Origin of the sequence: Sorangium sp. So ce321 (assembly GCF_051530195.1) — a bacterium.
GTDB lineage: Bacteria > Myxococcota_A > Polyangia > Polyangiales > Polyangiaceae > Sorangium.
Map to the genome: position 1 here is coordinate 7,253,637 of NZ_CP150329.1, position 12,249 is coordinate 7,265,885.

The following is a 12,249-nucleotide window of genomic DNA, read 5'->3' on the forward strand; positions in this document are numbered from 1 at the left end:
GTCGGGCGCTCGCTCGTGCGCGCCGCGACCGATCCAAGATCGGATGGAGTTCGCCGAAGGGAGTGATCAGCTCACGTATGCTCTCCAGTCGAGCTGAGCTCAGTCCGAGCTCGGTCTGAGCTCGACGCCGTGGTCTTTGTGCTCGGCGCAATCGGCGCTCCTGCCGTGTCTCGACGAGTAGAGATCGATGGCGACAGTGTTACTCGCAAGCACCCGCTGCTCTGACTCCGTCATTGACGAGCCGGGTCGCTCACTGTAAGCGGTAAAGTATGCTCCAGATATACCTCGTGCCCGGCTTCATGGGTTTTCAATCCCTGGGAGATTTCGCCTACTTCCGTCGCGTGCCGGAGATGCTCACCCGGTTCCTCCGGGAGCTGGGCCACGACGATGTCGAGGTGCACGAGTGCCCCACCCTCCCGAGCGGGTCCATCGCGCGCAGGGCCCAGAAGGCCCTGGAGCTCATCGCGAAGCGCGGCGGAGAGCAGGCCTCGAGCATCCATCTCGTCGGTCACTCGACGGGCGGGCTGGACGCGCGGCTCCTCGCGGCGCCGGGCGTGAGGCTCATCCCGGGCGACATCGAGGAGCGGATCGGCCAGCGAATCCGCTCGGTCGTCACCATCTCGACACCGCATTACGGCGCGCCGCTGGCGAACCTGCTGGTCGCGCTGCCCTTCGGCCGGCTGCTCGAGGCGATCGGGCTCCTGGCGTCGAAGGAGCGGGCGAGGGGGGCTATCGTGGCGTTCGCGCGCTTCATCGAGAAGGTGGCCCGCGTCGACGACTGGATGGGCAGGAACGACACCTTCCTGGACAGCCTCGTGCGCAAATTGCTGAAGCGGCTCGGCGAGGACGCCGACGACCCGATGTGGAGCTTCCTGCATGAGATGTCGCAGGATCAAGGCGCGTCGATCCAGCTCACGCGGGAGTCCATGCACCTCTTCAACGCGGCCGTCGCGGACCGTCAGGGGACCAGCTACAGCTCGCTCATCACCATCGCGCCGCCGCCGCCGTCCTTCCCCAGGGTCGAGCTGGTTTCTCCGGCGGAAGCCGCGGCCAGGTTCGCGTTCTGGGTGCTCTACCGCATCGCCGCATCGGAGTCGAAGCAGTATCCCTATACGGCCCTCGACATCGACACGCTCAACCTCGACGAGCGGTCCACCACCATCAAGATCACGAAGAAGTCGAACGACGGGCTCGTCCCGTGCCAGAGCCAGGCTTACGGGAAGGTGCTGGACGTGCTGCTCGGCGACCACCTCGACGTGGTGGGTCAGTTCCCGAACGCCGGCGGCGATCGCCATGCCGACTGGCTCCCTTGCGGCGGCGACTTCAACGAGGAGAGGTTCTGCCTCGCGTGGTCGCTGGTCGCCCGCGAGATCTCCGCGAACGCGCAGGCGAAGCGGCAACCGGCGCGCCCTGCCCCCGTGCTCGAGGCGCCGATCCGCGCCGCCGCTCGGCAGGCGCGCGCGCGAAAGGCCGCGGCCCCGAAGAACGGGAGCCAGAGGTCGCGGGGCGGCGTGGGCGTCTCCTGACGCAGCTCTTGGGGGACGGGGGGCCCGGGACGCCCCCAGACCACGGAGGACAGCATGTTGAACAACCCCGATTCGCTGGAGAACCGCGATCCTCGGTTCATCAAGAGGGTGATGGGCGTCTTCGACCACACCCTCCGGCCTTATCACCGGTTCGAGATGCGCGGCCTGGAGAGGATCTCGGGGCACGATCGGGTCATCTACGTCGGGAACCACAACGGCTACCCGTACATGGCCGAAGCATTCCTGTTCATGCTCGGGCTCTTCAACGAGTACGGGGTGAGCCGGAACCCGTATTTCCTCATCCATGATCTCACGCTCAAGCTGCCGCTCCTGAATCAGTTCTTCACGCGCATCGGCGGCATCAAGGCGACGGCGAAGAACGCCACGCGCGCGCTGTCGAGCGGGCATTCCCTGCTCATCTATCCGGGCGGGGCCCCGGAGCTGATGCGCCCGCACCGGGAGAGGACGCGCGTCCGGTTCGATGGCCGCACGTCCCATGTCCGGCTCGCCATGAAGTACGGCGTGCCCATCGTGCCCTTCGTCGGCGTCGGCGGCCACTCGACGGCGATGATCCTCGACGATCTACCGTGGTTGGCAGAGGCGCTCGGCGCGAAGAGCCGGCTCGGCATCAATGCCTGGCCGCTCATCCTCAGCATTCCCTGGGGCCTGACCCTGGGCCCGTTCATTCCGCCGTACATCCCCTGGCCTTCCAAGATCATCCTGGAGCTCCTCGAGCCGATGGTCTTCGAGAAGGGCGCCGCGGGCGATGGCGACGAGGACCGGGTCGCGGCGGGCGCGGCGAAGGTCGAGCGGGCCATCGAGAGCGCGCTCGCACGGCTGGAAGCCGAACGAATGACGCGCAAGCGTCCGCCGCTGGTCGTCGCGAAGGACGCGGCTGCGCGGCTCCTGCGATGGATCGAGGGGCACCGCGAGGAGCTCGTGCGGTGGATCTCGGCGGCGACCGGCAGACTGTCCGCCATCGCCGGTCCGGGCGAGGACCGGAGACTGCCGCGCTCCGACGTCGCGAAGGTGGCTCCCCGTGCCGCCGAGGAGGCGCGGCATGACGTGGAGTTCTTCCGGCAGATCCTGGCGAGATCGGGCCGCATTCAGGCCGCCGTGCCGGGGGACAGGCCTCCTCTCGCCCGGGATGCGGGCACGAGGCCGGCAGCCGGCCCGACGAAGGCGGAGAGGCGGGGGAGACCCCGCTTCACCGAGCAACGGATCCACGCGATCCTGGCGCAGGCGAGCAAAGGAAAGAGCGTGACTGCGCTGTGTCGAGAGAGCGGTATCTCCGAGAGTACGTTCTATCGATGGCGCGCGAGACACCCCGCGAAGAACGGCGCGGACGACCGCGCGCCGGCCGCGCCGCTCCGCGCCGGCCGCGCCGCTCCGCGCCGGGCCGCGGCGCCGGCCGGTCGGGACGCGTCGTCCCCCGCGGGCGGGGGCCGCAGCCGGGAGGAGGGTGCGCTCGCGGCGCCGCGCGCGCTCGTGAGGCCTTCGCGCAACGTGTCGACCCGAGCGTAGACGCCCTGCCGCGCTCCGACCCCATGGTGACGAGGGCTGCTCGGCGCGTCGCGTGAGCCCCGCCGCCGCCCGTCACGCGGCCGCGCGCTTGCCATCCGCTGCGGGCGCCGGTCCGGGCGCCTCGCCGTGCAGGAGGACACGCTTCTCGCGGAGCGCCTTGAGCGCCCGCTCGGTCAGCGTGCTCTGGTAATCTTGCTTGTATTTCATGTCGAGGACGTGCGCCTCGGCGTCGAGGCGCACCGCCGTGAAGGAGCCGAGCACGCACTGGCTCACGCGCACGCAGGGCGGCTGCCCGAGGTAGACGTAGCGGCTGCTGGTGATGCACTCCTCGACGATCCGCTTGGCGAGCCCGACGTCCTGATCGATGGCGATGAAGAGCTGGACGGCGACCATCATGTCCAGACGACCGTGGTTCGCGGACGCCACCGCCTCGGTCAGGAACTTGTTGTTCGGGATCGTCACGAGCAGGTTGTCCTCGCTGATGAGGCGCACCGAGCGCAGCCCGATCGTCGTGATCTCGCCATAGAGATCGCCGAACTTGACCCGGTCGCCCACCTGGAAGGGTCGGTCGACGATGAGGGTCAAGCCGGCGAGGATCGACGAGGCGAGATCCTTGAGCGCGAAGCCGACCGTCACGGCCACCGTGCCGGTCAAGGCGAGCACGACCTCGCGGGAGAGGTTGATCGACGCCGCGACCGCGGCGGCGATGCCGCCGATGTAGATGCCGAAGCGCAGGAGCGTCGCGACCTGGTTCAGCAGGAGGCGCCGGTGGACGTGCCGGATGCCGCTGCGCTCGATGGCGGCGGTGAGCAGCCGGACGGCGAGCCAGGCGATGATGAGGATCGCGATGCCGGTGAGCACGCCGCCGGTCTGGAGCGTCTCGATGAGCTTCGCGCTGTCGGCGATGTCCGTGTCAGGTTCCATGCTCGTCCTCTCGTCAACGCTGGATCAGGTGCTTGCGCACGAGGAACGTCGTGACCGCGCTCTGCCAGCGGGTCGTGACGCGGTGGCGGCCGCCGAGATCGTCGACGACGCCGAGATCGACCAGCTTGGCGAGGGCGTCGTCGCACGGGAGCCGAGGGTACCCGAGCGAGATCGACGCCTCCGCGGTGGTCAGGCTGTCGTGCCACACGACGCTGGCGAGCACGAAGCGCTCCAGCTCATTGAGCTCCTCCAGCGTGTCCTCGCTGGGGCCCTGGAAGAGCCGGACGCGGAGGCGGCGCTCGCCGGCGGGGCTCAGCGATCGCAGCCAGTAATACAGGGCGACGCGCGGTACGCCCTGCGAGTAATCCCAGAGGAGGCGGCTGAAATTGCGCTCGGTAGCGGCCACATGGCCCTCCTGGTCGGGCGCGTCCTCGTCCACGAGCAGGTCGTCGAAACAGAGCGCGTAGCCGCTCGCCCGGAGCCGCCCGCCGAGCAGCGCGCCCAGCTTGTGCTCGGACCAGGGCGCCAGCTGCACGACCGCCCGGAAGACGATGGCCCCGCCGCGCGCGAAGAGCAGGTAGCGATACGGATGGTCGGCGAGCGCGCACAGCCAGAACATGCGCGGCGTCGAGCGCTCGACGATCTCCAGGAACGCCTCCCACGCGCCCCACGTGTCCAGGCCGCGCAGGAACAGGTGCTCCAGGTCATCGAGGATCAGCACCCGGCGCGGCTGGGTGCGCAGCCAGGCCGACAGCGCGTCGGCGCCCTCGCGCGCGGCGGGCGGCGCGTCGAGCGCGGCCCCGAGCGTGGCGACGAGATCCCCCTCCGTGAGCAGCCGCTGCCGGAGCGCGATGCGCTGGCAGGGGATCCCTTCGAGCTTGCGCTCGGCCGCGCGCAGCCAGCTCGTCTTGCCCGAGCCAGCGCCGCCGACGAGCAGGAGCGATCCCCCCCGGGAGCTGTCCCTCCAGGCGGCGAGCAGCTCCTCGAAGCGGTCGAGGCCGGGGTAATGGTCGAGCCCCACGGCCGGATCGTCGATCGGCTGCTCGGGCAGGCGCGCCAGCAGCTCGTCGGGCAACGCGGACGGCGCCTCGGTCACGGCCTGGGCGCCCCTGCGCCGCTCGACGCGCCTGCGGAACATGAACGCGAGCATCCGGTGCGACTGCTCGAAGCCGAGCAGGAAGCGCCGGATGGTGCGGCTCAGCGCGGCGAGCGAGAGGGCCAGGAACGCGGCGACGGCGACGAAGAAGCCGTACCACCGGCTGCGCGTCGAGCGCACCAGCGCGGCGAGCGGCCCGGCGCCGTGGAGGCGCAGGTAGGCCTCGCAGATGTCCTCGTGCCACCGGCGCATGAGCAGCCACGCGAGCGGGATCGCGCCGAGCCAGGCGAGGCGCCGGACGGCGTGGTGGATGTACCCCCGGCCGAACGCGATCTCGGACAGAACGAGGAGCAGCCCTGCGGCGAGCGCGTAGCGGCCCAGCGCCCGCAGCGAGCCGACGAGCCTGGCGCTGGTCGCCGCGTCGAGCCGCCTTCCGGAGGGCGGACCCAGCGCGGCGACGAGCTCGTGCGCGGCGGCGAGCGCGACGCGGTAGAGCCCGTACCAGAGCAGGAGGGAGTAGCAGAGCTCGACCTCGCGGACGCGCGCGGCGGCCGGCCCGAGGGCCTCGTGGATGCCCCAGACCGCGGCGAGGAAGAGGAGCCCGCCCGAGACCGCCGACAGCGCGGCGTGCGCGCGGCCGATGCCGCGCACGAGGCGCGGCCTGCGGAACACGCGGCCGAGCGCGGCGTGGACGCCGTCGAGGAGGCGCTGCCGCCGCCGGACCAGGAAGAGAGCGGCGAGGACCACCGCCAGGAAGAGGCCCCCGCGCACGGCCAAGGCGGCGGCGTAGTACGGGTCACGGAGCGCGTCGCGCGCCTCGACGAGGGCGCCGTCGCGGCGGAGCCCGTACCACCGCGCCCGAGCGGTGACATGCCAGAGCTCCGCGCGGAGCTGGTCCATGCCCTCGCGGTCGACGCCGAGCGCCGCGTCGCGCTGCTCCTCGGGGAGCCGCGCGAGGAGCAGCAGGCGCGCCCCGTCGAGCGCCTCCTCGGCGCGGAGCGCCTCCTCGGCGCGCGCTCGGGCGACCCGGCGCGCCTCGCCGTCGAGGGCGTTCGCCTCCTCGACCAGCGCGCGGCGCAGCGCTGCGAGCCGCTGGGCCTCTTCCCGGGGCGCCGCCTCGCCGGGGTCCGGCGCTCCGCGCGCCGGGGCGAGGCGCGGCGCGGCGGGCGGCGCGTTCACCTCGCGGAGCGCGGCATCGACCTCCGGCCGCACCGAGCGCAGCTCGGCCATGACGCGCTGGAGCAAGACCTCCGCCGCCTCGCTGCCGTGGGCCACCTCCCGGGCCTCGCGGGCGAGCCCCTCGATGCGGGCGCGTCGCTCGTCGTCGGCGAGCTCACGCCGCTGCGCCTCGAGCGCCTGGGAAAGCGTCGCCTGCTCGCGCTGGACCTGCTCGGCGCGGGCGATCTCCTCGGCGAGGCCGTCTCCTTCCGGACCCGGCGCCGGCGCCGGCGCGGGAGCCCCGGCGGCCTGCGGAGCCGGGGCTGCCGCCGCCACGGCGGGCGCGCCGGCGTCGACTGAAGCCGCACCGTCTGCCGCGATCACGTCCCTTGTCGCGGCCGCGCTCTCGGCGCCAGCCGCCGCGGCGTCGCGACCGCTGTCCGCCGCGGAGAGCCCGGCGTCCGGCGCGACAGCTTCCCCCGCGGGCGCCGCGACGGCCGGCGCTCCTCCGTCCTCGGCGGCGCCGGCTGCAGGCAGCCAGCCCGAGAGCACGAGGAGCGCCGCCGCGAGCGCCTCGTGAAAGCCCGCCAGGCGTGTCTTGCCGCGTCGACTCATCCGGGCGGCTACCATCTCGTGCAGCACTGTTCGCTGTCCATCCTGCGCGCATAGAAGGTATGCGCGTTCATCACAACGGTTATTGTCGAGCAGGTGCAGGGCGATGAGGGGCGCCGCCGGACCGGTCACGTTGTAACTGAGTTTCACGAACCTGGGCTCGTGAAGGCGTCGGACCGAGGAAGCTCTCGGCGGAGCCGATTCCGCTTGCCACGGCGGCGAAGCAGAGGCCAGGACGGCGCGTTCTCGGCCGGGACCTCGCACTCCGCCTCCCCGTGCGAAAGACGCGAGGACGGCTCGGGGAGCCCCCTCCCTCACGCCTTCTCCCTCCGAGGAACAACCGATCACCGAAAGGACCTCCCAGTGCGTATCAAGCTCGCCGGCGTGCTCTCGCTCTCTTGCCTCGCCGTGCTCCTCTTCCTCTCTCTCCCCTCGGGGCCCCTCTTCGCAGGCAGCGCGCCGAGCGCATGCACCGGTAGCTACCTGATCCAGGAGGATGGTGGAGCGAAGGACTTCTGGACGTTCGAGGCCGACGGATCCTTCTTGGGAACCACATCCACACAACCACTCTACAACTTCTCCAACCAGCAAGGGAGCTGGAAGAAGGACGGCGCGGACGGCGCCAAGGGCACGCTTCTCGCGTTCGTCTTCGACGACGATAACAACCTGCTCACCACGGCCCGCATCGACGTTGCCTTTCACACCGTCGGCCAGGGCTGTGATCACGTCGCCGGGTCGCTCGTGGTCCGCACCTTCGAGGACGGCGAGGACCCGCTGGATCCGTCGACCGACACGGGTGATCCCCTCGCCACGGACACCTTCTCCGGGAGGCGCGTGGAGGCCGGCCAGTAGCGTACCTGCGCTCCGATCCAGCTCGAGCATCGACCCACCAAGGCCGGCGTCGATGGCCGGACGTGACGAGCATGCCGCGGCTGCCAGACGAGAGCGCCCAGGGCTTCTTGAGGCCCGTCTCGTCGAGGATCGTGTGAGCATCCAGCAGCATGCGCGCCATGAGCTTGCTCATCGCTCCGCGCTTGCGCCGGACGTCGCCGAAACGCGCTTTGCCGGTTTCCCGGCGCTACGACGGCACCACCCGGAGCCGCCCGCGCTGCGCCGCCGGCTCGCGTCCGCCCGCCTCGGCCGCGCGCGCCGGCGCGGGCCGGGCCACGGCGCCCGGCGCCCACACAGCGAAGTCCTCCGGCAGCGGCCCTGGGAGCGCCGGCTGCACGGTCCGCTCCAGGAGCTGGAAGTCGCAGCGCGCGACGAGGTCGAGCGGCAGACCCCTGTCCGGCCCGCCCTTCGCGTACCACGCCCGCGCCGCCTGCACGTTGCGGATGAGCACGGCGTGCTGCGGGTCGCACTTCGCGGCCGTCGTGAAGTGATCCTGCATGGCCTGCCAGTCGCGCCGGCCCGCCGCGACGCAAGCGAGCGCGTTGTACGCGAGCCCCGGCAACGGATACCCGAGCTCCAGCGCGCGCGCGGCGTGCCGCTCCGCGAGATCGAGCTGCCCCGCGTCCAGGTAGGCGACGCCGAGCTCCAGGTGCGCGGCGTGGTGGTCGCCGAGCCGCTCGAGGATCGCCCGGCGCTCCTCCACCCCCTCGCGGTAGAGCTCGCGCAGCCCCTTGTTCTGCTCGAACCAGGCGCTCATCAGCGCCGTGTCCTCCTCCGAGGCGTCGAAAGGCGTCTTGAGCTCCTGGAAGTCGCCGCGGAAGTAGACGTCGCGCTCGAGCCAGCCGGCCGCCTCGGCGTCGTCGAAGTCGCGCGTCCCGGGGTAGATCGACAGGCACGAGAAGATGTACTGGTGCGGCCTCGCCGCCTCCAGGAACGCGAGCGTCTCCCGGAACGTCTCCGCCGTCTCGCCGCGGTTGCCCAGCATCATGTAATAGCGGACCTGGATCCCGTACTTCTTCGCGAGCTCGGTCGACTCGATGATCTTCTTGACCGTGATCTTCTTGTCGATGTTCTTCAGGATGGACGGCGAGCCCGACTCGACACCGAGGCTCAGGCGCTGGCAGCCGGCGAGCCGCATCTCCCGGAGCAGGTCCTCGCCGAGCACGTCGACGCGCGTGTCGCAGCTCCACAGGAACGAGAGCTTGCGCTCGCGGATGCCGCGGCAGATCTCGATGACGCGCTTCCTGTTCGTCGTGAAGGTGTCGTCCTTGACCTGGACCATCTTCACGGGGAGCTTCTTCACGGCGGCCTCGAGGGCGTCGAGCACGTAAGGCACCGACTGGCCGCGGAAGCCGCGGCCCCACGTCGCCTCGGCGCCGCAGAACGTGCAGGCCCAGGCGCAGCCGCGCGACGTCATCACGATGTGCGTGGCGAAGTGGTCGTGCGGCGACTCGAGCGCGTCGAGGTCCTCGATCGCGGCCCGGTGCGGGCCGAGCTCGACGCGGCCATCGACCCGGTAGGCCGTGCCGGCGATGCCGAGCGCGGGCCCGCCGGCCTCGAGGCGGTCGAGGAGCTCCAGGAACGAGTGCTCGCTCTCGCCGAGCGTCACCGTGTCGATCTCGGGGTGGTGCCGCAGCATCTCGGCCGCGAGCGGGGTCGCGTGCGGCCCGCCGACGACGATGTGCGCCGCGGGGTGGAGCCGCCGGATGCACCGCACGGTGAGCGCCACGCCGCGCCGGTTCGCGGTCCAGCACGACAGGCCGAAGACGTCGGCGTCGAGCTCGCGCACGATCCGCTCGACCTGCGAGAACGGGTACGACGAGAGGTTGAGCACCTTCACCTGGTGGCCCGCGCGGATCGCCTGCGCGCCCAGGGAGAAGAGCCCGTACGGGGTCTGGTGGAAGTCCGGGTCGAGGTCTCCCTCCCGGTAGTCGGCCGGCGGGCCGTCCCCGCTCGTGTCGGGCGCCTCCCCGGGCGCGGGGATCTTCCAGGGCGGTGGGTAGAGCAGCGCGATGCGCATGGGTCCTGCCTCTCGGTGCTTATCGGTCAGGCGGGCGCGGCGCTGCCCTCGGTCGACGTGCCGCGCGCCGCGGCGGCGCCGTCGGCGTCGATGCGGCGCGCGCGCGCGATCCGCGCGTAGAGCTCGGCGCTCGGCCGCGGGCTGCGCTCCTGGGTCACGTGGTCGACCTCGACCAGCCCGAAGCGCGGGGCGTACCCCTCGGCCCACTCGAAGCTGTCGAGCAGCGACCAGTGCATGTACCCGCGGACGTCGACGCCGCGCTCGATCGCCCGCGCGACCTCCGCGAGGTGCCGCACGAGGAACCGCGGGCGCTGGTCGTCGTCCGCGTCGGCGATCCCGTTCTCGGTGATGTAGATGGGGACCCGGGCGCGGGGCCACCAGGCGTCGAGCACGTAGCCGAGCCCCTCCGGGTAGATCTCCCAGCCGAGGTCGCTGACCTCGGCCCCCTCGGGGACGAGCCGCCGGAAGAACGCCGCGCGCGCGTGCGCCGGCGAGAAGCGGACCAGATCCCGGCTGTAGTAGTTCACCCCGAAGAAGTCGTGCAGGCCGCTGTCGCACACGGCGCGCGCGAACGCGTCGTTGAACAGCCGCTCGAAGAGCGCTGCCCACATGCGGTCGGCGAGGCGCCCGAACCGCTCCGGCTCGATGACGCGCAGGTGGTGCGCCACGCCGACGGCGATGGAATGCCCACGGCGGCCCGCGGCCTCGTGCATGGCGCGGTACATGGCGGCGTGGGCGCGGAAGAGGTTCTGGTGGGCGCGCACCGCCTCGACGGGCGAGCTGCGCGCCGGCGGCCAGACGCCGAGCAGGTGCGCCTGGAGGGCGAGCATGTTCGGCTCGTTGATGGTGACCCAGAGCTGGCAGAGGTCGCCGAGCGCCTCGACGGCGCGCTCGGCGAAGCGCGAGAGGAGCGCCGGCAGCTCCTGCGAGAGGAGCCCGCCGCGCAGCGCGACCCAGCGCGGCAGGGTGACGTGGTGGACGGTGACCATCGGGGTGATCCCCGCCTCGCGGTGCGCCCCGAGGACGTCCCGGTAGTGGTCCCACCCCGCCGGATCGAACTCGCCCGGCTCCCGCTCGATGCGGGCCCACTCGATGGAGAGCCGGTGGGCCCCCATGCAGAGCCGCGCCTGGAGCGCGACGTCCTCGCGGAAGCGGTGCAGCTGGTCGCACGCCTGATCCGGGGTGTCCCCGCCGCGGACGCGCCCCGGCTCGCGCGCGAAGGCGGCCCAGTCGCTCTGCGCGCAGTGCCCCTCGACCTGCGTGGCGGAGGCGGCAGTGCCGAACAGGAACGCGTCCGGGAAGCGCAGATCCTCACCCATGGCCGCGCATCCTACGCGAACTCGCGCCCGGCGGCTGCCTTCCGGACACGTGCGCGGCGTCCGTGGGGCACGTCCGCGGCGCGCTGCGGCGTGGCACGCGGGCGCGCCGCGCGGGCGGCGATTGCCCGACCGGTCAGCCGCCACTACGATCGGGGCAGTGCGCGCGGGGCGGTACGGAGGTGCAGCGAGCGCGAGGCGGCGAGCGCGCGCCTGCGCCCTCGCGCTCGCGCTCGCCGGAGCGCTGCTGCACGGGGCGGCGCCGGCCCGCGCGGAGGCGGCTGGCTGGGCCACGGCGCAGGCCGCCGAGCTGACGCGGCAGGCCGAGGCCCGCGCCGCGGCCGGCGAGCCCGACGTGGCGCTGACGCGGTACCTGGAGGCGGTCCGGTTCGACGCCACCTATGGCCCGGCGTACCTCGGGCTCGGCGCGCTGTATGAGCGGGCGGGCGATCTGCGCGAGGCGGAGCGCACGTACACCGTGGGGCTGGACCACGTGAGCGGCTTCGTCGAGGGCCACCGCGCCCGGGCGGCGCTCCGGTCGCGCCAGGGGCGGCGCGACGAGGCGATCGCCGATCTGGAAGCGGCGGTGGCGCTCCGGGGCGACGACGCCGCGCTGCTCCAGGAGCTCGCGGCCGCGTACGTGGCCGCGGGCGCGCTGCCGGCGGCGCTCGGCGTGGCGCGGCGGCTCTCGGCGCTCGCCGCGCAGGCCGACGATGCCGCCCTCGCGGCCGCGGCGAGGACCCAGGCGCGCGCGCTGTCGGTCCTGGTCGGCGAGGCCGACCCCGTGCGGGCGGGCGGCAGCGACCGCGGCCCGGTCCGGCGCGCGCTCGCGATCCACGCCGCGGCGCCCGCGCGGGGACAGACAGCGAATCAGCGGCGCGAAGGGCGGTGATCGGGTCCGCCCGAGACACCGCATCATCGTCCTTGTCGAACGGGGGAGAGACCATGGTGGAGTGCGGCTCGGGCGGTGGTTCGGGATGCTCATCGACGAGCACGACGAGCCCATCCACGCCGGGTATCTCGAGCTCCGCGCTGGCGGCGCTGCGCCGGTCCATGCGATGGCCATCGCGTTCGATGGGAAGGTGGTCCGCGTGCGAGCGGGCGACCCGGGATAGGCGCACACCCGGCGGAGCTGGTGCGTCGCGCCATCGATGACGATCAGGTGAAAGGCCGACCTCCTGG

General features: G+C 72.3%; 9 protein-coding genes. 5 read left to right on the top strand and 4 right to left on the bottom strand.

Translation table 11 applies throughout. The annotated features are described in order from the left end of the window. The first annotated feature begins 269 nt into the window (after positions 1-269). Positions 270-1,526, top strand: a complete 1,257-nt coding sequence (locus tag WME89_RS26630) for an esterase/lipase family protein (protein ID WP_438002535.1) — start codon at positions 270-272, stop codon at positions 1,524-1,526. A 54-nt stretch (positions 1,527-1,580) separates the two neighbouring features. Next, the gene (locus WME89_RS26635) at positions 1,581-3,050 is read left to right on the top strand and encodes a 1-acyl-sn-glycerol-3-phosphate acyltransferase (protein WP_438002536.1); all 1,470 of its coding nucleotides are present in this window, start codon (positions 1,581-1,583) and stop codon (positions 3,048-3,050) included. Between the two features lie 72 nt (positions 3,051-3,122). Here WME89_RS26635 and WME89_RS26640 read toward each other — a convergent pair whose 3' ends face one another. Both WME89_RS26640 and WME89_RS26645 read right to left on the bottom strand, forming a co-directional pair. Continuing rightward, a complete protein-coding gene (locus tag WME89_RS26640; protein ID WP_438002537.1) occupies positions 3,123-3,974 on the bottom strand; it encodes a mechanosensitive ion channel family protein in 852 nt (283 codons plus the stop codon). Positions 3,975-3,987: 13 nt separating this feature from the next. After that, positions 3,988-6,843, bottom strand: a complete 2,856-nt coding sequence (locus WME89_RS26645) for an AAA family ATPase (protein WP_438002538.1) — start codon at positions 6,841-6,843, stop codon at positions 3,988-3,990. 360 nt (positions 6,844-7,203) lie between these two features. On the opposite strand from WME89_RS26645, the gene WME89_RS26650 reads away from it, so the two are divergent. Beyond that, on the top strand, positions 7,204-7,692 hold the full coding sequence (locus WME89_RS26650; protein WP_438002539.1) for a hypothetical protein: 489 nt from the start codon (positions 7,204-7,206) through the stop codon (positions 7,690-7,692). Between the two features lie 226 nt (positions 7,693-7,918). Here the strand turns inward: WME89_RS26650 and WME89_RS26655 are convergent, their stop codons facing one another. Then, on the bottom strand, positions 7,919-9,751 hold the full coding sequence (locus WME89_RS26655) for a radical SAM protein (protein WP_438002540.1): 1,833 nt from the start codon (positions 9,749-9,751) through the stop codon (positions 7,919-7,921). Positions 9,752-9,777: 26 nt separating this feature from the next. After that, a complete protein-coding gene (locus WME89_RS26660) occupies positions 9,778-11,070 on the bottom strand; it encodes a glycoside hydrolase family 1 protein (RefSeq protein WP_438002541.1) in 1,293 nt (430 codons plus the stop codon). A 157-nt stretch (positions 11,071-11,227) separates the two neighbouring features. On the opposite strand from WME89_RS26660, the gene WME89_RS26665 reads away from it, so the two are divergent. Continuing rightward, entirely contained in the window at positions 11,228-11,959 is a 732-nt protein-coding gene (locus tag WME89_RS26665) for a tetratricopeptide repeat protein (protein WP_438002542.1), read from the top strand. Positions 11,960-12,020: 61 nt separating this feature from the next. Beyond that, entirely contained in the window at positions 12,021-12,182 is a 162-nt protein-coding gene (locus tag WME89_RS26670) for a hypothetical protein (protein WP_438002543.1), read from the top strand. Positions 12,183-12,249 lie beyond the last annotated feature (67 nt).